General features: G+C 64.3%; 17 protein-coding genes and 1 pseudogene. 7 read left to right on the top strand and 11 right to left on the bottom strand.

Annotated features, from left to right (window positions below; genetic code table 11):
• Positions 1 to 34: 34 nt before the first annotated feature.
• The gene (locus tag LQ232_RS01070) at positions 35 to 508 is read right to left on the bottom strand and encodes an NUDIX domain-containing protein (RefSeq protein WP_230177752.1); all 474 of its coding nucleotides are present in this window, start codon (positions 506 to 508) and stop codon (positions 35 to 37) included.
• Complete coding sequence (locus LQ232_RS01065; RefSeq protein WP_230177743.1) at positions 501 to 1,376, bottom strand: ATP-binding protein; 876 nt, start codon at positions 1,374 to 1,376, stop codon at positions 501 to 503. The genes LQ232_RS01070 and LQ232_RS01065 overlap by 8 nt, the downstream gene beginning before the upstream one ends.
• 149 nt (positions 1,377 to 1,525) lie before the next feature.
• Between LQ232_RS01065 and LQ232_RS01060 the strand changes: the two genes are divergently transcribed.
• The gene (locus tag LQ232_RS01060; protein WP_230177741.1) at positions 1,526 to 2,122 is read left to right on the top strand and encodes a PEP-CTERM sorting domain-containing protein; all 597 of its coding nucleotides are present in this window, start codon (positions 1,526 to 1,528) and stop codon (positions 2,120 to 2,122) included.
• Here the strand turns inward: LQ232_RS01060 and slmA are convergent.
• Together slmA and LQ232_RS01050 are read right to left on the bottom strand one after the other, a co-directional pair.
• Entirely contained in the window at positions 2,111 to 2,734 is a 624-nt protein-coding gene (gene slmA / locus LQ232_RS01055) for a nucleoid occlusion factor SlmA (RefSeq protein WP_230177739.1), read from the bottom strand. The two genes, LQ232_RS01060 and slmA, sit on opposite strands and share 12 nt — an antisense overlap.
• A 19-nt stretch (positions 2,735 to 2,753) precedes the next feature.
• Positions 2,754 to 3,467 (bottom strand): pyrimidine 5'-nucleotidase, encoded by a 714-nt coding sequence (locus LQ232_RS01050; RefSeq protein ID WP_230177737.1) that lies wholly within the window; start codon positions 3,465 to 3,467, stop codon positions 2,754 to 2,756.
• 60 nt (positions 3,468 to 3,527) lie between these two features.
• On the opposite strand from LQ232_RS01050, the gene LQ232_RS01045 reads away from it, so the two are divergent.
• Entirely contained in the window at positions 3,528 to 3,953 is a 426-nt protein-coding gene (locus tag LQ232_RS01045; RefSeq protein WP_230177735.1) for a hypothetical protein, read from the top strand.
• Positions 3,950 to 4,903, top strand: a complete 954-nt coding sequence (locus LQ232_RS01040; protein ID WP_371820050.1) for a CapA family protein — start codon at positions 3,950 to 3,952, stop codon at positions 4,901 to 4,903. Before LQ232_RS01045 ends, LQ232_RS01040 begins: the two co-directional genes overlap by 4 nt.
• Here the strand turns inward: LQ232_RS01040 and argB are convergent, their stop codons facing one another.
• Positions 4,904 to 5,818: an acetylglutamate kinase gene (gene argB / locus LQ232_RS01035; protein ID WP_230179693.1), complete on the bottom strand. Its 915-nt coding sequence runs from the start codon at positions 5,816 to 5,818 to the stop codon at positions 4,904 to 4,906.
• A 175-nt stretch (positions 5,819 to 5,993) separates the two neighbouring features.
• On the opposite strand from argB, the gene LQ232_RS01030 reads away from it, so the two are divergent.
• The gene (locus LQ232_RS01030) at positions 5,994 to 6,281 is read left to right on the top strand and encodes a copper-binding protein (protein WP_230177732.1); all 288 of its coding nucleotides are present in this window, start codon (positions 5,994 to 5,996) and stop codon (positions 6,279 to 6,281) included.
• A gap of 222 nt (positions 6,282 to 6,503) precedes the next feature.
• On the opposite strand, the gene LQ232_RS01025 is transcribed toward LQ232_RS01030, so the two are convergent.
• From LQ232_RS01025 to LQ232_RS01010, 4 genes and pseudogenes are all read right to left on the bottom strand, one after another.
• Positions 6,504 to 6,986 carry a YqaA family protein gene (locus LQ232_RS01025; protein ID WP_230177730.1) on the bottom strand — a complete coding sequence of 161 codons (483 nt, stop codon included), beginning with the start codon at positions 6,984 to 6,986 and terminating at the stop codon, positions 6,504 to 6,506.
• A gap of 36 nt (positions 6,987 to 7,022) precedes the next feature.
• Complete coding sequence (locus LQ232_RS01020; protein WP_230177727.1) at positions 7,023 to 8,450, bottom strand: esterase-like activity of phytase family protein; 1,428 nt, start codon at positions 8,448 to 8,450, stop codon at positions 7,023 to 7,025.
• 142 nt (positions 8,451 to 8,592) lie between these two features.
• Positions 8,593 to 8,685: pseudogene (locus tag LQ232_RS23635) on the bottom strand (PEP-CTERM sorting domain-containing protein); the annotation flags it as partial.
• Between the two features lie 504 nt (positions 8,686 to 9,189).
• Positions 9,190 to 11,883 (bottom strand): C25 family cysteine peptidase, encoded by a 2,694-nt coding sequence (locus tag LQ232_RS01010; protein ID WP_230177723.1) that lies wholly within the window; start codon positions 11,881 to 11,883, stop codon positions 9,190 to 9,192.
• A 218-nt stretch (positions 11,884 to 12,101) separates the two neighbouring features.
• Between LQ232_RS01010 and pyrC the strand changes: the two genes are divergently transcribed.
• Complete coding sequence (pyrC, locus tag LQ232_RS01005; RefSeq protein ID WP_230177720.1) at positions 12,102 to 13,148, top strand: dihydroorotase; 1,047 nt, start codon at positions 12,102 to 12,104, stop codon at positions 13,146 to 13,148.
• Here the strand turns inward: pyrC and LQ232_RS01000 are convergent.
• Positions 13,090 to 13,839, bottom strand: a complete 750-nt coding sequence (locus LQ232_RS01000; RefSeq protein ID WP_230177718.1) for a TetR/AcrR family transcriptional regulator — start codon at positions 13,837 to 13,839, stop codon at positions 13,090 to 13,092. The two genes, pyrC and LQ232_RS01000, sit on opposite strands and share 59 nt — an antisense overlap.
• 154 nt (positions 13,840 to 13,993) lie before the next feature.
• Between LQ232_RS01000 and LQ232_RS00995 the strand changes: the two genes are divergently transcribed.
• Positions 13,994 to 15,496 carry an IPT/TIG domain-containing protein gene (locus tag LQ232_RS00995; RefSeq protein ID WP_230177711.1) on the top strand — a complete coding sequence of 501 codons (1,503 nt, stop codon included), beginning with the start codon at positions 13,994 to 13,996 and terminating at the stop codon, positions 15,494 to 15,496.
• A gap of 7 nt (positions 15,497 to 15,503) precedes the next feature.
• Here the strand turns inward: LQ232_RS00995 and cysK are convergent, their stop codons facing one another.
• The gene (gene cysK / locus LQ232_RS00990) at positions 15,504 to 16,421 is read right to left on the bottom strand and encodes a cysteine synthase A (protein ID WP_230177709.1); all 918 of its coding nucleotides are present in this window, start codon (positions 16,419 to 16,421) and stop codon (positions 15,504 to 15,506) included.
• 60 nt (positions 16,422 to 16,481) lie between these two features.
• On the opposite strand from cysK, the gene dsbD reads away from it, so the two are divergent.
• Positions 16,482 to 18,305 carry a protein-disulfide reductase DsbD gene (dsbD, locus tag LQ232_RS00985; RefSeq protein ID WP_230177708.1) on the top strand — a complete coding sequence of 608 codons (1,824 nt, stop codon included), beginning with the start codon at positions 16,482 to 16,484 and terminating at the stop codon, positions 18,303 to 18,305.
• Position 18,306 lies beyond the last annotated feature (1 nt).

Here is an 18,306-nt window from a genome sequence, read left to right as displayed (position 1 = left end):
GCGGGGGGCCTGTGGATTTTTGGGGCGACCCCCATTATCCGCTGTGCGTGACACCTTCGTGACCGCGTTCGGCGGCCAGCCACAACAACACCGGGACGGTGCCGGGGAGGACGGGCACCACCTCGACCGGCAAGGTCTGCCAGGCCATTTGCTGGCCCTCGCGCATCTCCAGCACACCGCGCCAGTCGTAGACCTTGCAAAAGTTCAGGCGCACCTTGGCGTGGGGGTAGTCCATCACCTCGGTCTGCCAAGGGTGGGCTTGGCCGATGGTGATGCCCAGCTCTTCGACCAGCTCGCGGCGCAGGGCCTGCTCGATGGTCTCGCCCTGCTCCACTTTGCCGCCCGGAAACTCCCAGTGGCCTTCGTAGACCTTGCCCGGGGGGCGCGAGGTCATCAAAAAACGGGTTTCGCGCCCCGCAGCATCACGCTCGATCAGCACGCCCACCGCCACCTCGACGGGCACGCGGTCCGTCTCTGCCATCACGTGGTAGGACTTGGGCTCAGCCATGCTCGCGCCCCGAGTAGTCGCGGGCGAACTGGTAGGCCACCCGGCCCGAGCGTGAACCGCGTTCGATCGCCCACACCAGGGCCTGCGGCCGGGCCGCTTCAATGGCCTGGGCAGGCACGTGGTAGTGGCTCAACCATTGCGCCACGATGGCCAGGTACTCGTCTTGTGTGAAGGGGTAGAAGCTGATCCACAGGCCGAAGCGTTCGGACAGCGAGATCTTTTCCTCGACGACCTCGCCGGGGTGCAGTTCGCCATCATCACTGCGGTGGTAGCTCTTGTTGTCGGCGTGGTACTCGGGCAGCAGGTGGCGCCGGTTGGAGGTGGCCACGATGAGCACGTTGTCGCCCGCGGCTGACACCGAGCCATCGAGCACCGACTTGAGCGCCTTGTAGCCGGGCTCGCCTTCGTCGAACGAGAGGTCATCGCTGAACACGATGAAGCGCTCAGGCCGGCCATCGACCAGGTCCACCAGGTCGGCCAGGTCCACCAGATCGGCCTTGTCGACCTCGATCAGGCGCAGGCCTTGGTCCGCGAACTCGTTCAGCCCCGCCTTCACCAGCGAGGACTTGCCTGTGCCGCGCGCGCCGGTCAACAACACATTGTTGGCCGTGCGGCCGGCCACGAACTGAGCCAGGTTGCGGGTGAAGCGCTCTTTTTGCGTGTCCACCTCCTGCAGATCGGACAGCTGGATGCGGCCGATGTGGCGGATAGGCTCCAGCGTGGCGCCGCCACTGCCGCGCTTGCGGTAGCGCCAGGCCACCGAGACCGCCCACTCGGGTTCATTCAAGGGATGCGGAAGGACGTTTTCGAGCCGGGCCATCAGGTGTTCGGCGCGGCTGATCAGGGAGGTCAGGTCGGGCGTGCTCATGGTGCTCAGTGTAGAGGGTGGCAGGCCTGCGCCCCCTAACTTGAAGCCCCCAAGCGCTTGTCGCATGGCGCAAGGCCGAACAAAATCATCCCGTCCATGCTGTCCTCGGGCGAATCCCTCAACCTGAAGTTCCAACCGGAGAAAACACCATGCCACCTTTCAAGCAATCCGCCGCGACCCTGACCACCGGCCTGCTCGCCCTGACCTTGATGTCATCCAACGCTTCGGCCGCCGTCATCACCTTCGACGGCTTGACTGGCGCCACCGCCGATCCACTGAGCGCCTACACCGAAGATGGCTTTACCGTCACACCCACGCTGGGCGAGTGGAAGGAAGCCCATGTCTTTGGCAACCCGCTGCCCAGCATCTATGTCTCAGACCTGGGCCCGGACACGCCGTTCGGCAACCTGCAGATCACCGCGGGCGGGGGCTTGTTCGTGTTCAATGCGCTCGACCTGCAGGCCTTCAATTCAGGCGTGGGCTATGAGATCCGAGGCTCGCTCGGCGGCACCGTGCTGTTCAGCCTGCCCAACAGCCAGGCCCCCAGCCCGGGGTTCCAAACCTTGACCGGCGGCGGCTCGATGGTCATCGACACCCTGACCTTCGACATCTCAAGCGGCGGGCCGGGCTCCTTCAACGTCGACAACATCAATCTGACCGCGGTGCCGGAACCCAGCGCTTACCTCATGCTGCTGGCGGGCCTGGGCTTGCTGCCTCTGCTTCGCCGCAAAGGGTCAGGCCAATAACTGCCGCAAGGTGGCGTCGAGGTGCTCGGTGGGCAGGCGTTTGAAGCCCGTGCGCGTGAAGCGGTGTAAGCGGCCCAGCACCACACTGATGGCCAGCGAGGCGCCGGTTTGCCCGTCCACCGTGGGCGTGGCCGAACCGCGCGCCTCGGCGCGCACCTTGTAGCTCTGGCGCAGCAGGGACTCCAACCGCTCAAAGGCCTGGTTCATGCGCACCGCCAGGCGGTCGTGCTCAAACACCAGGGCATCGCCCACCATCACGCGGGCCATGCCGGGATTCTTTTCAGCGAATTGCAGCACCAGGCCCAGGATGCGCGTGATCTGCACGGCGGGATCGGCTTCGCGCTCCATGATCTGGTTGGCCAGCGTGAACAGGCTTTGCTCGATGAAGTCGATCAGGCCTTCGAACATCTGCGCTTTGCTGGCGAAGTGCCGGTACAAGGCCGCTTCGCTGACCTCCAGCCGCGCGGCCAACGCCGCGGTGGTGATGCGGTCGGCGCCGGGTTGTTCCAGCATGGTGGCCAGGGCCTGCAGGATTTGCACGCGGCGCTCGCCCGGCTTGGGACGTTTGCGGGGCGCAGGCTCAACGGCGGCAGGGATGAGTTCGTCGTTCATCGCGTCATGGCGTGCAGCATCAAGGGCTGGGGATGAATGCGGCGTGAAGCGCACGCAGCCGACGGATTCTGGCACACACCCACGCCGGCCGGCGATGCAAGTGTGCACCTGCTTCGGGGCCGTGCGGATTGTGCTTGAGGTAGCTCTGCATCCACACCGTGCGCAAGTGCGCCGCGCGCGCGGTTTTCAAGTTCGCCAAGGTGTCTTCGACCAGCACACAGCGGTGGGCCGGCAAGCGGTGGCGAGCCAGCACCACGCGAAGCATGCGGGCATCTGGTTTGGGGCGCAGGTCACCGAACACGCGCATGCCTTCGATCGAGATGATCCCTTCGAAGCAACTGGCCAGGTCCAGCGCGGTGACCACGCGTTTGGCGTATTCGGCCGGGGCGTTGGTGAGGATGAACTTGCGGCCGGGCAATCGTTTGAGCGCCGCCCGGTCGCTGGCGGGCATGCGCAGGTCGCGCTCCAAGCCAGGCAACTGGTGGGTCTGGGCCAGGAAATGCGCGGCGCGGATGCCATGGTGCTTTTCCAGGCCCAGCAAGGTGGCGCCATGGCGCCGCCAATACTGCACGCGCAACTGATTGGCTTCGTCGCGAGGCAGGCCCAGGTGCTCCTGGATGTAGTCGGTCATCGAGTTGTTGAGCCGCCAGAACACCGCGCCAGAGGCATCGTGCAAGGTGTTGTCCAGGTCAAACAACCAGATGGGCGACTGTTTTGAGTGCGGTAGGTTCACGGCCCCAGTGTAGTGGGGGCGCCCGCCAAAAGCGGCCCCTCCCACCTGTACATTGCAGGCATGAAACACATCGGCAAACCCGGCCAACTGGCCCTGATCGCCATGGCCTGCACCGCCCTGCCCGCGCTCGCACAAGCGCAGACTGCGGTGCTGCGCTGCCAGGTGCGCTACGCCAGCGACACCATTCACATCGAAGCGCGGCCCACGGCCGATCCTTACACCGTGGCCGCGCAAGACATCGGTGGGCGTTTTCAGTTCAAGGCGGTGGTGGTGGGCCAGGACCAGCGCGTTGACCACATCGCCCTGTACGCCTATGACATGGAGATGCCCGGCGCGCCGCTGCTCATCCACGAAGTGGTGCACTTGCCGCCGTTTTCCAGCAACCAGACCGTGCCCGGCCTGACCGGCTGGAACCATGTCTATTCAGCGCAACTGGGCCGCGAAATGGTCTACGGCTGCGCCCTGAACACCGAGGCCACACCATGATGACAATGATGCGCCGCTGGTTGACCGCCCTGCTGCTGAGTGCAAGCGCCCTGTGCGCTGCGGCGGCCGAGGCCGATCCGACCGTGTCCATCGTGTTCATGGGCGACGTGATGCTGGCCGACCACCCGGGCCAACGGATCCAGCAAGGCCACGATCCCTTCACGCCCTTTGCCAGCATCCTGGACAGCGCGGACGTGCGCGTGGCCAACCTGGAATGCGTGATTGCGCGCGGCGGCAAAGCCGAGGACAAGCCCTACACCTTCCGGGCCCACCCGCGCGTCTTGAAGCTGCTCAAGCGCCATGTGGACGCGGTGTCGGTGGCCAACAACCACTCGGGCGATTTTGGCCGATCAGCCTTTGCCGAGATGCTGGGACGGCTTGACGGCGTCAGGCTGCCCTACTTTGGTGGCGGCCGTGATCTGAACCAGGCACACACCCCGCTGCTGATCGAACGCAAAGGCCTGCGCATCGCCTTGCTGGGCTACGACGAGTTCTTTCCCCGCAGTTTTGAAGCCGGCCACCAGCACCCCGGCGTGGCGTGGAGCGAGGACGAGCAGGTAGTGCTGGACATCCGGCGCGCCCGCAGCGTGCACCGTGCCGACATCGTCATCCCCTTCATGCACTGGGGCGAGGAACACCAGCCCCGCGCCAATGACCGCCAGCGCGAACTGGCCCGCCTGATGATCGACGCGGGCGCCGATGCCGTGGTGGGCACGCACCCACATGTGGTGCAGGACACCGAGCTGTACCAGGGCAAGCCCATCGTCTACAGCCTGGGCAATTTCATCTTTGATGGCTTTGACGATGCCGACAACAACACCGCCTGGGTGCTGCGCCTGCAAGTGGACCGCAACGGCGTGCGCGAAGCCCACATCCAGGTCGGGCGCATTGACCGGCACGGCACGCCGCACCCCACCGGGCAGCCCACGCCAATTAAGCTGAAGCCCTGATCAGTGCGAACGGATCATCGTGCCGAAAGCCTGTTCGGTCAGGATTTCCAGCAACAAGGCATGGGGCACGCGGCCATCGATGATGTGCACGGCATGCACGCCACTCTTGGCCGCGTCCAGCGCCGATGAGATCTTGGGCAGCATGCCACCAGAGATGGTGCCATCGGCGAACAGCTCATCGATCTCGCGGGCCGACAGGTCGGTCAGCAACTCACCTTGCTTGTTCAGCACGCCGGGTGTGTTGGTCAGCAGCACCAGCTTCTCTGCCTTGAGGACCTCGGCCAGCTTGCCCGCCACAACGTCGGCGTTGATGTTGTAGCTTTCGTTCTCATCGCCAAAGCCGATGGGGCTGATGACGGGGATGAACTGGTCGTCTTGCAAGGCCTTGACCACGCTGGGGTCGATGCCGACGATGTCGCCCACATGGCCCACATCGTGTTCCTTGCTGGGGTCTTCGCGGTCTTTCAGGCGCAGCTTGCGGGCGCGGATCAAACCGCCATCCCGGCCGGTCAGGCCCACGGCCTTGCCACCGGCGTGGTTGATCAAACCCACGATGTCCTGCTGCACTTCACCAGCCAGCACCCACTCGACCACTTCCATGGTTTCTTCGTCGGTGACGCGCATGCCCTGCACGAACTGGCCCTTCTTGCCGATCTTGTTGAGCGCATCGTCGATCTGCGGGCCACCGCCGTGCACCACCACCGGGTTCAGGCCCACCAGCTTGAGCAGCACCACGTCTTCGGCGAAGTCGGCCTGCAGGGCCGGGTCGGTCATGGCATTGCCGCCGTACTTGATGACGATGGTCTTGCCATGGAACTTGCGGATGTAGGGCAGGGCCTGCGCGAGGATTTCGGCCTTGTCACGGGGCGAAATATTGGCAAAGCTGTCGGACGTTTCGGTGGGCAAGGCGGTCATGGCGGCGCGCAGTTCTTGTAACAAGCAAAGCGCTCATTTTAGGGACACTGAGCGGCCAGTTGATGAAAAACTTGTCAACCCCCGCACCTTCCCGCGCGTCTAGATAGGGTGAGGATCGCGCACTGGCGCGCCTCGCGTCATACTGGATGCCATTGCATCCTTCAAGGAGCCCTCAGTGAAGAAGTCATTGTTCGCCACCACCGCAGCCCTGATCGTGGGCCTGAGCCTGTCGGCCTCGGCCCTGGCCGTGGATGGCGAAGTCAAAAAGATCGACACCGACGCCGGCAAGATCACGCTCAAGCACGGCGAGATCAAGAGCCTGGACCTGCCTGCCATGCAAATGGCCTTCCGGGTGGCCAACCCCGCCTGGCTCAAATCAGTGCAGGTGGGCGACAAGGTCAACTTCACGGCCGACAAGGTGGGAGGCCAGTTCACCATCACCACGCTCGAAGTCAAGAAATGACATAAAAAAGCCCCGGAGGTTTGCACCCCCGGGGCTTGTCATCCATCAGTCCTCCCCGGACTTTTTTTTGATGACAGCGTTGGATCGTCGCGATTGGTATGAAGCTGTTTTTTGCTCGCGATTGGGTCGATCTTAGTGTCGCAAGTCACGGATTAATCCAGCCACGGAAACAAATTCGTTACAAAATGCATCCCATGAACATGGGATAGCGCATGGTGAAATTCAAACCACCCACAGCATGAAAGCGGTGGTGGTGATGTAGCGGGCACACTTGCCTGCGGCCATCCAGGCCACGCAGGGCCAAAACGGCAAGTTGAGCCAACCGGCCACCGCGCACAGCGGGTCACCCACGATGGGCAACCACGACAGCAAGCAAGCCTTCGGGCCAAAGCGCTGAAGCCAGCGCAAGGCTCGGCCATCGGTGTTGGCGGGGTGGTGGGTGACTTTTTCAGTGCCGCGGCGGGCCAGCCAGCCCAACCACCAGGTCACGACGCCGCCCAAGGTGTTGCCCAATGTGGCCACCAGCAACGCCGGCCCGAGCATCTCGGGGTGAAGCTTGATGAAGGCGAAGAGGGCCGGCTCGGACCCCAAAGGCAGCAGCGTGGCCGACACGAAAGCGACCACGAACACCGCGCCCAGCCCGACCTGGGGCAATGCCAACCACGCTAAAAACGAAGAAACCCCCGCGACCATCCAAGCTTCCATGCCTGGATTGTCGGGGGGTTCCCACCCGGCGCTGGATCAGCGACGGCGACGCACCCAGGTCATCACGGCCAGGCCCGCGCCCAGCAAGGCGAACGATTCAGGCTCGGGCACCGAGGTGATCGATTGGGGCGTGTAGGCCAGGCCTTTGGAGGCCAGCTCCGCATCGGTGAATGCAAAGATGTAGAAGCGGCTGCTGCCGGCCACACCTGGCACGAAGTCGTTGTCGTTGGCGATGTACAAGGTGTGCTTGGTCACGCCGTTTTCAACGATGTCCTGGCCAAAGGCCATGCCTTCGAGCTTGGCGGGGATGGCGGTGTCGGCCACCCCAAAAGCTTTGAGGGCGCCGGCAATGTCCAGGAACAAGGTCTTGGTCGGCGCCTTGGCCAGCAGGGCGGCCTCACCCGACAAGCTGCTCACGTCCTGCGCGCCGCTGATGTCCACGGCCCACACTTGCTTGACCTTGGCGGACGATCCATCGCCCTGGCCTTTGCCATCGCGCTCCAGGATGAGGAACTGGTGGTCGTTCAGCGCCAGGATCTCGCTGCTGTTGTAAGCCTTGCCGTTGATGACGTTGTCGTACGCGTACTCATGGGTGGCGCCGGTGGCCACGTCGATGCTGACGATGCGGTTGGCACGGCCACCGTCGCCGCCATCTTGCGCCAGCGGGCTTTGCATGAAGCCCACCAGCGTCTTGCCATCGGGGCTGATGGCCAGGCCTTCCATGCCTTTGTTGGCCACGCGTCCCGTGCTGTTGCCGCTGATCTCGGCCGCCCCCAGCGCGTTCTGGTTCGGTGCGGCGAAGTGGTCCGGCAAGGTGAAGGTCTTGATGCGCTCGCCGGTGGCGCGGTTGAACTGGTAGACGTAAGGGCCGTATTCGTCGGACACGAACACGCTCTTGCCATCGCGGGACACGCGCAGTGCTTCAGGGTCGAGGCGGGCATTGCTGGGCATTAGCGAATTGCCGGTCGAGAACCCATCTGACCGGCCGGTGAAGAAGTACTGGCCCGCTTTGTTCTGGCTGGGCGTGCCGCTGGGCAGGCCGGCCGTGGAGCCGTATGACAGCGGCGTGGGGCTGTACAACAAGGTCGTGGCCTTGAGGGTCGGGGTCAGGGTGTAGGGCAAGCCACCCGACGCCGAGGCCGTCAGGTCCAGGGTCACGGTGTGAAAGCGTGGGATGAAGGCGGTGGTGTTGTCCACGGCCGCGCCACCCAGGTAGCTGGTGGCGTTGGGGCCGCGATCGGGCAGCACCAGGAAGGTGTCGCCGCCCGCCCAGGCCAGGCCTGATCCGATGCCGCCCAGGACGTCGGCGCGCAAACCGCTTTCCAGCACACCCGACAAGCCCGACAGGTCTGCGGTGCCGCCCAAGGAGCCCACGGCGATCAGGTCAACGCTGGCGTGGGATGGCACGGTGGCCACCAGGAAGGCCGCAACAGCAGCGGCATGGGCAAGTCGGTGCAAACGCATTTCGGGTACTCCTGAGGTGAGAAGCGCCGAAGGATGGTCCGCTTTGATGACAGGCGTTTGACAAACAAAAAAGCGATGCACCCCGCCCAGGCGGTGCATCGCCAATGGCGTCACGCCGGCATCACGCCAGCGTGGGCCAGTGTCAGCCTTGGCGGCGGCGCGAGGCCACGAAGCCGACGGCGCCCAGGCCGGCCAGCATCAGGGCCACTGACCCTGGCTCGGGCACGGCCGCCACGTTCACGGTGCCACCCACGTAAGTCACGTTGACGGCGTTGGAGAACTCATCGCCAAAGGGGAAGGAGGGCGATTCGCTCAGGGTGATCGCCGAGCTGCCCGAGCCAATGGCCGTGAACTTCAGGGTCGAGGTCAGGAAGTCACCTTTGATGGGGGCCGAGAAGGTGTTGAAGAACACATCGCTCACGGTGCCGCCCACCTGGGTGCCCTTGTCCACCAGGAACTCCCAGTTGGCCGGGAAGCTGATGTCGTCCAGCTGGAGCATGCTGGCGTCGAAGGCGATGTTGTAGCCGCCACCAAAGATCTTGTCGGGGAAGCCTGTGGCCATGAGGTCCACGGTGAAGCTGTCGCCGATGTTGACGTTGGTCACCGGGGCGATGACGGACACCGTTTGCGCTTGCGTGGCGAAGGCAGCGAGGGTCACGGCGGCGGCGATGAGGGTTTGATGCAGTTTCATGAGAATTCCTTGAGGTTCAGATCACAAAGGGTTGAGAAAAAAGAAAGATCACTTGGCGGTGGCCACGGGCAGGTGCAGGGCAGAAGGGCCAGGGGCCTTGCCGAACAGCTTGCTGAAGCGGCTGACGTCCAGCGAATTGACCAGGCCATCGCCGTTCAGGTCACCCGCCACGCCGCGCTTGCCGAACTGGGCACGCAGGGTCGACAGGTCCAGGGCATTGACGAAGCCGTCGTTGTTCAGGTCGGCATCGCAAGCGTTGCCGTAGCCGTCACCGTCGGTGTCCTGCTGCTCCTTGTTGGGCACGGCCACGCAGTTGTCACGGCTGTCCGGCACGCCATCGCCATCGGCGTCGGTCTCCTTGATGGCCGCTTGTGTGCTGCTGCCATCGGGCGAGGCCACGCGCACCAGCACGTTGTCGCCCGTGAAGCTGTCGCCCAGGTCGATCTCGCCCACGCCATCGACGTTGAGCAGGGTGCGGCCCAGTTCACGGCCCGTCTTGGGCTCGAACGCCACCACGGTGACCCACTCGGGCTGCTCCAGCTCGGGCGGGCAGGTCAGGCAACCAGGTTGCACGGGCACCTTGATCTTCACCAGCGTCTTCTCGAGGGTGAAGATGGGCAGGCTGAACTTCCAGGGTGGGCTGGTGCGCAGCTTCACGGTCGGATCACCCAACAGGTTGTAGATGTTGAGTTCCTGACGCAGGTTTCCGACGGCCGGGCGGGTGCCGCCGCTGTTGAACGGGTGGATGTTGGCCTGTGCGCCGGTACTCACATCGGAGATGTAGGTCTTGGCGTGGTTCAACAGGTCACCCAGGCGCTGGATCTTGACGTTGGAACCGAAACTCGGGACCAGGCCAGGGAAAACCGCATCGAACAAACCAAAGGTCAGGTGGTTGTTGTCGACGGTGCTGCTCTGGCGCGAATCGCCAATCACCGCCAATGCGCCATCGGCCTTGCGCAGGAAGGACTCGGCCCAGTAGGTGGAGCCCGATGCGATGGGCGTGCCGCTGCCCGGTGTCTTGTAACCGGCACCGACCTTGTTGCCGGCCAGGTCCACGGTCTCGTTGTCGAACACACCGCTGGCGCAGTTGATGCTGAACACAACCGGGAACTCGTTGTTGGTCACCGAGATCAGGCCCAGGTTGCCCGTGCCGAAGGACGGATCACCCCAACCGTTCCACCAGCCATGGTCACGGTGGTACAGGATGGCCGTGCCCTGGTTGACAGCGGCGGCCACGTCGTTGACATCCGAATCCCAAGCAAAGCCGGGCTTCTTCAGGGATGCGGGAATCGACGCGCCGCTGTTGTAGAACAGGGGATTGGCCGCGGCGTCCGCCGTGTACAGCCGAGCCACGCTGTAGCCCTTGCCCACGGCATGGTCACGCACCTTCTCAGAGGTTTCCACGAACCAGCGCTTGTCCTTGGTGGTGGTGGTGTTGCCGTTCTCGGTGATCTGGAAGAAGGACGCGAACGTGAGTCGGCTGTAGAAGTCCTGCCCAAAGATCGGGTTGGCCGGTGGCGAGTTCTCGAACGCCATCACCTTGGAGACGATGGTGTTGGCCTGCGCCAGCGTGTCCACCGGGAAACGGCCGATGCCGAAAGGCGGGATGGTGGTGGCGGTGGCGCCCGGCAGGAATTGGCCGTACCACATGTCGCCGGCGTTCTTGGCCGAGTCCCAGATGTTGGGCTGGTCGTAGTGGGTGGGCACGAACTCGGCGTCACCCACAAACAGAACCCACTTCGGGCGAATCAGGTGCGTGTTGTAGTAGTTGGCGATCCAGGCGCGGATCTGGGCCTCGGTCGCGTTGGGGCCCGCGCCGGTGATCTCCGCGGTGGTGACCACGCGGGTGGTGATGCCCAAGGCCTGCTTGTGCACCTTGAGGGTGTCGGCCGCAGCTTTGAAATTGGGGTGCGTGACGATCAGGAAACGCGCGCCCAGGATGGCGGGATTGATGGTGATGGGCGGGGCGCAACGCAGCTTGGTGAGCAGGTCCTTGTTCAAGGTGAACTGCGTGGCCGGCAGGGGCAGTTTTTCGATGCGCTGGTCGATGCCGTCAAAGCCAAGCTTCTGCGATCCGACCACGCCTTTGAGCAGGAGGCGATCGTAGACAAAGCAATTGCCAGGGTGCTTGATGGTGATCAGGTAGCTGGAGTAGTAGGTGATGAGTTGCTCTGCCGGGTTGTAGCCGTAGGGCGAGATCCGGTAGCCGTTCACATTGGCATCGCCTTTGAACACGGGCAAGGTGCCTTGGTCCTGGCCAGGCGCCTTCACGCCCTTGGACCAGCGGTCGGCATCGAACTCGAACTTGGGCGCACTGCGATCGCCAGCGACGGCGCTGTCAGGCGGCTGCACTGGGTAAAGACGGGCCTGCAAGCGCTTGATCGAACCTTCGGGGATCACTTCCACCGAAGGGTCGCCTTTGCCATCGACAGGCAAGGCCAGCGAGAAGCCGCTCAAGGGCACTTCAGGCAGGCCGATTTCGCGGACGTCATTGATGGCACTGCCGCCGTTGGCCAGCGAGAAGCGCTGGAACACGCCACTGGGCGTCTCAACACTGTCCAGCTTGGGCACGGGCACGACCACGCGCAGCACGGTGGCATCGGGAGATGAAGACACGGTTTCAACGTGCAAGGTCGGGGCGGTCTGGGCCCAGGCCATCGAGGTCATGGCCAGCATGGCCGCAGCGGCTTGCGCGGTGGTGGACAGCGCGCGCCGCCGGTTGGAAATTGAGTGAATCAGCATGGTCGTCTCCAAAAAACTCCGAAGGGGATAAACAGGCACCGGGCCTGGATGGCGTGGTGTGGAGCGGAGACTAGGGATGCCGGACAAGCGCCACAAGGGTGCCAAGGCCCCAAGCCCCTAGGGTTGGGGACGGTCAAGCTAGGGGGGAACCTAGAACTAGGGCCCAAGGCTTAGGGGGTTTTGGGACCCCTGTGACGCCTCAATGCAACAATCACGGCATGAGCAATACCTTGACCCTCACCCGACCCGACGACTGGCACCTGCATGTGCGCGATGGCGCCGCCATGGCCAGCGTGGTGCCCGCGACCGCGCGGCAATTCGCACGCGCCATCGTCATGCCCAACCTGCGCCCGCCCGTGACCACGGCCGAGCAAGCCATGGGCTACCGCGACCGCATCCGCGCCGCCGTGCCAGCTGGCGTGAAGTTCGAGCCCTTGATGGTGCTGTACCTGACCGACAACACGCCCGCAGAAGAAGTGGCGCGTGCCAAGGCCATGGGCGCTGTCGCGTTCAAGCTTTACCCGGCCGGCGCCACCACCAACAGCGACGCGGGCGTGACCGATCTGCGCAAAACCTACCCGGTGCTGGAGGCCATGCAGCGCGAAGGCCTGGTGTTCTGCGTGCATGGCGAAGTGACCGACAACGAGGTCGATGTGTTTGACCGCGAGAAGGCGTTCATCGATGAGAAGCTGATCCCGCTGCGCCGCGACTTCCCCGAGTTGAAGATCGTGTTCGAGCACATCACCACCAAGGAAGCCGCGCAGTACGTGAGCGAAGCCGACCACTTCGTGGGCGCCACCATCACGCCGCAGCACCTGCTCTACAACCGCAACGCCATCTTCATGGGCGGCATCCGGCCGCACTACTACTGCCTGCCCATCCTCAAGCGCGAAGAGCACCGCGTGGCCCTGGTGCAAGTGGCCACCAGCGGCTCGCCCAAGTTCTTCCTGGGCACCGACAGCGCACCGCACGCGGCCAACCTGAAGGAGCACGCCAGCGGTTGCGCGGGCTGCTATTCAGCGCCCTGCGCATTGGAGCTGTACGCAGAGGCTTTTGAAAACGCGGGCGCTTTGGACAAGCTGGAAGCCTTTGCCAGCTTCCACGGGCCCGACTTCTACAAGCTACCCCGCAATGTGGACAAGGTCATCTTGAAGCGCGAGCCCTGGGTCGTGCCCGAGTCCCTGCCCTTTGGCGATCAGGCCAGCATCAAGCCCCTGCGCGGCGGCGAGACTTTGGCTTGGCGTCTTCTTCCACTGGCGAAGTGACCAGCAGCGCGGTTTCGCGCACGTAGAAATCGTGCAGGCTGCCGAACACCAGGGTCAGGTGCTTGGCGACTTCAGGCACCGGCTGCTGGAAGTCGCCCCACATCCAGGACTTGGCCGCCTGCACACAGGCGCCCGTGAGGATGGACGACATCAACGCGGTGTCGTAGCCCAGCTTGTCCACCTTGGGGTGCAGCATGTCGACGAAGGCGCGGATGATGCCCGCGAAATCCTGGATCGCGGCCTTCGCATTGCGCTGACTTGAATCGTTGACGGTGACTGCGTCGACCAGCAGGATGCGGGCGCGGCGCACATCTTCCTTGAGGAAGCTTAGCCACGCGACCACGGCCGCCTCGGCCAGCTTCATGGGGTCGGCCTGCAAGGCATCCGCCCCCAGGAAAGCGCCCATCACGCGGCGCTGCAACTCGGCGTGCAACTCGGCGTACACGGCCTCGAACAGCAGGCCCATGCCCTTGAACGATTCGTAGAAATAGCGCTCGCTCAGGCCCGACTGGGCGCAGATGTCGCGCACGGTCGACAGGTGGTAGCCCCGCGTCCCGATCACTTCCAACCCCGCCGCGATCAGTCGTGTGCGGCGCTCCTGCTTGCGCGTCTCGGCGTGTACACCGCCGTAGGGACGGGTCACATTGTTCGATCGACGGCGTTTGACGGGCGGGGAACTGGCGGTACTCATGGCGCCATTGTCCATGCAGGCCCACCCATTAGATGAGGGGCCCCTGGCTCGGGTTGTCACCGATGCCGCTCATTGAATGATGAGCGTAATCTTTAAATTGGACAACACATCATTTCCAATTTAATGAACCAGCGCTGTTGCGCAAGGAGCCCCCATGAGCCATCCACGTTTCTGGCTGTCCGCCATCACCACCGCCTGCCTGCTGGGCACCCAGCTGTCCGCCCAGGCCGCTGGCGTCGACCCCACCAACATCCCGCTGAACAGCCAGATCGGCAGCCTGCGCATCCCGCTGTCGTGCACCTTCCCGATCATTGGCAAGCAGACCCTGAACATCAAGCTGACGGGTTCGATGGCCACCACGGTGACGCCGGGGCAGCAGTTCTACATGACCGATGGCAGCGGCATCCTGGAGCTGCCCCAAGGCTTGGTGGACCTGTCCTACAACCTGCTGGGCGCCCGCTTCGGTAACGGCACCATCAGCGAACTGAATTTCGCGATCGCCAATGGCACACCGGCCATCATCAATGGCCTGACCGCCCCCATCGTGGTCGAGAACCTGCCCATCGTGGCTGGGCAGCCCGTGCGCATGGCCCTGCCGCCCACGGGCTTCATCCAGATCGGCCCACTGACCGCCACCAACACCGTGCCCAGCCAGGTGCTGGTGAAGATGAGCTCGGCCAAGGGCGTGTTGCGCTTGCTGACCAAGTCTGGCAAAACCATTTTGTGGGACCTGGGCGTGGCCTGCGCCGCCCCCTCCCCTGAAATCATCGTGCTGGGCATGACGGTCGCTGGCACGCACTCCGATGAAGTGTCGGCCCCGCACACCAACATTCGCACCGAAGATCTGGACGCGCCTTTCATGACGCAAGCTGGCAGCCTGCGCTTCCCGCTGTCGTGCAACATCTCGGGCCTGGGCCGCCGTGAAGTGGATGGCACCTTCACCGGCATCGCCCCGGCTTTGTACGCCCCGGGTGAAGTGTTTGACTCGGCCACCAGTGGCTACGGCAACATCGTGCTGTCGGGTGACACCATCAGCGAACTGGTCGGTCAAGTGCCAGCGGCCAAGTCGGCCAGTTTCGCTGTGACCCGCCTGGAATTCAACTCCACCAACACCGCGCCTGCGCAAATCGACATGGCCGCCTCCAGCCCCATCGTCGGTGCAGACATCCCCCTGGTGGCCGGCCAACGTGCGGCATCGCGCATCCCCGCTTCGGGCTTCCTGACCATCGGCAAGTGGAAGGCCTTGACCACGGGCACCGACACGGCCATGTACGTGGGCCGCACCAACGCCACCGTGGACCTGAAGAACGCCTCGGGTCAAGTCATCGACACCCGCGCGGTGGCTTGTGACGAACCCACCCCCCGCACCACCTTGGTCTCGGTCACGATCGGTGGCAAGGCCGTCGTGCCGGCCACGGTCAGCGGCGTGTTGCCCAGCAGTGGCTCGCCCGCCGGCGGCAAAACGGTCTACATCACGGGCAGCAATTTCACCAGCGCCCGCAATGTGTACTTCGGCAGTCTGCCCGCCACCAGCTTCAGCGTGGTGAGCAGCACGCTGATTTCAGCCGTGACACCCGCGTCGCCGACCGGCGTGGTCGATGTCAAGGTGCAAGGTGTGGGTGGTTCGTCCACGACCAAGGCCTACACCTTCAAGTGAGCTGAGCTCAAACCGGCAGGAAACCTTCCACCGACAGGTAGCGCTCGCCCGTGTCGTAGCAGAAGCCCAGCACCTTGGCGCCGGCAGGCAACTCGGGCAGCTTTTGCGCGATGGCCGCCAAGGTGGCACCTGACGAGATGCCGACCAGGAGCCCTTCTTCGCGTGCGGCGCGGCGGCCCATCTCGCGGGCCGCCTCGGCCTCGACCTGGATCACGCCGTCCAGCACGCTGGTGTCGAGGTTGGCTGGGATGAAGCCCGCGCCAATGCCCTGGATGGGGTGCGGCGCGGGGCTGCCACCCGAGATGACCGGCGAGGCCGTGGGCTCCACCGCGTAGACCTTGAGTTGTGGCCAGGCTTTCTTGAGCACGCGGGCGCAGCCGGTCAAATGGCCGCCCGTGCCCACGCCGGTGATCAGCGCATCCAGGCCATCAGGAAAGTCGGCCAGGATCTCCTGGGCCGTGGTGCGCACATGCGCCTCGATGTTGGCGGGGTTCTCGAACTGTTGGGGGATCCATGCGCCTTCGATGCCCGCCGCCAACTCTTGCGCACGGGCGATGGCGCCCTTCATGCCCTTCTCGCGCGGCGTCAGATCAAAGGTGGCGCCATAGGCCGACATCAAACGACGGCGCTCGATCGACATGCTGTCGGGCATGACCAGGACCAGCTTGTAGCCTTTGACGGCGGCCACCATGGCCAGGCCGATGCCCGTGTTGCCCGAAGTGGGCTCGATGATGGTGCCGCCGGGCTTGAGTGCCCCCGAGCGTTCGGCGTCTTCCACCATGGACAGTGCGATGCGGTCCTTGATGGAGCCCCCAGGATTGCTGCGCTCGGATTTGATCCAGACTTCATGCCCCGGGCCGAACAAACGCTGGGCGCGGATGTGAGGGGTATTTCCGATCGTGTCGAGAATGGTGGCGGCTTTCATGCGAGTCTCCAGGACAATGGTCAAGACAAGGTAACAAGGATGATGATGTTCGTCTGGCGAATGGTATTTCGAATCTTGCTGGCTGGTGTGGCCGGCTGGCTGCTGGCCACACCTTGCCAGGCCGCTGAATTTCTGCCGGTCGACCAGGCATTCACTCTGCAGGCCAGCACCACGCCCAAGGGCCAGGTGCAGGTCGAGTTCAGCCTGGCGCCCAAGACGTATCTGTACCGTGATCGCTTCCGCATCGAATCCAGAACGCCCTCGGTCACGCTCACGCCGATCAACTTGCCACCCGGCCAGCGCAAGTTCGACGAGACCTTTGGCAAAGAGGTGGAGGTGTACCACGGCCTGGTGGCCCTGCAGTTTGGCGTGGTGCCCACCACGCCCGCCGGCACCTCGGTCTCGGTGGATGTGGGCTACCAAGGCTGCGCCGATGCCGGCCTGTGCTACCCACCGCAAACCAGGCACTTCAAGTTGACCGTGGGCCAGGCTGGCCAGGTCACGGCCATTGACAACGCCGATGGCAGCGCGTCCAAGCCCCGTAACAACAGCACGCCCGTCACGTCGGTGAACGGCGGCAGTCGCATCGAAACTGCCTTGGCCTCCGGCAACCTGCCCACCATCGTTGGCGTGTTCCTGGTGGCCGGCCTGCTCTTGTCTTTCACGCCCTGCGTGTTGCCCATGATGCCGATCCTGTCGGCGGTGATCATTGGCCAGGGCAAGGTCGGGCGCTTGCGCGGCTTCATCCTGGCACTGAGCTATTCGCAAGGCATGGCGCTGGTCTACACGCTGCTGGGCGTGGCCGCCGGCTTGCTGGGCGAAGGCCTGGCCGCCTCGCTGCAGAACCCTTGGGTGCTGGGCAGCTTCAGCGCGCTGATGGTGCTGCTGTCCTTGTCGATGTTCGGTGTCTATGAACTGCAAATGCCCGGCTTCATCCAAAGCCACCTCAGCAAGACTTCGGGCAAGCTGCAGGGGGGCAGCTTGTTGGGCGTGTTCCTCATGGGCGTGGTCTCGGCCCTGATCGTGGGGCCCTGCGTGAGCGCCCCTTTGGCCGGCGCATTGGTGTACCTGAGCCAGACCAAAGACGTGGTGCTGGGCGGCCTGGCCTTGTACGCGCTGGCCTGCGGCATGAGCCTGCCGCTGCTGTTGCTGGGCCTGTCGGCAGGCAGCCTGCTACCACGCGCGGGCCGCTGGATGGAATCGGTCCGGACCTTGTTTGGCGTGATGCTGCTGGGCGTGGCGTGGTGGCTGGTCTACCCGGTGCTGCCACCCCTGGCCGCCACCTTGTCGCTCGGCGCTTTGCTGGCCCTGGCAGCGGCCTTCACCGGGGGCTTCGACACCCTGACCACGCACGTCAGCCTGAAGCACCGCTCTGCGCTGGCCTTGGGCCTGGTGCTGGCCTTGTTGTCGGCGGTGCAGATCATAGGCGGGCTGGCGGGCGCGCAAAGTCCCTGGGATCCACTGCGTCCCTTCGTGGCCCGGGCTGGCGTCGCCCAGGCGGGTGAAGCAGCCACCCAGGCCTTGCCATTCAAGCCCGTGTCCAGCGTGCAGGAGCTGGACGACGCCGTGGCCGCCGCCGCCCAGGCCGGCCAATCGGTGATGCTGGATTTCTACGCCGACTGGTGCGTGTCGTGCAAGGAGATGGAGCACTTCACCTTCTCGGACGCGCGCGTTCAGGATCGGCTCAAGAACACCGTGCTGCTGCAGGCCGACGTCACCGCGAACAATGCCGACCACAAGGCTTTGCTCAAGCGCTTTGGCCTGTTCGGCCCACCCGGCATTCTGTTCTTCGATGCGCAAGGCCAGCTCCTCAGCCAGGCCCGCGTGATCGGCTTCCAGAACGCCGAGCAGTTCCTCAAGAGCCTGCAAAACGCCGGTCTTTGAC

This window comes from Aquabacterium sp. CECT 9606 (assembly GCF_918741295.1).
Taxonomy (GTDB): domain Bacteria; phylum Pseudomonadota; class Gammaproteobacteria; order Burkholderiales; family Burkholderiaceae_C; genus Aquabacterium.
The sequence above is the reverse complement of the archived record's forward strand: the minus strand, read 5'-3'. Positions and strand labels throughout refer to the sequence as shown.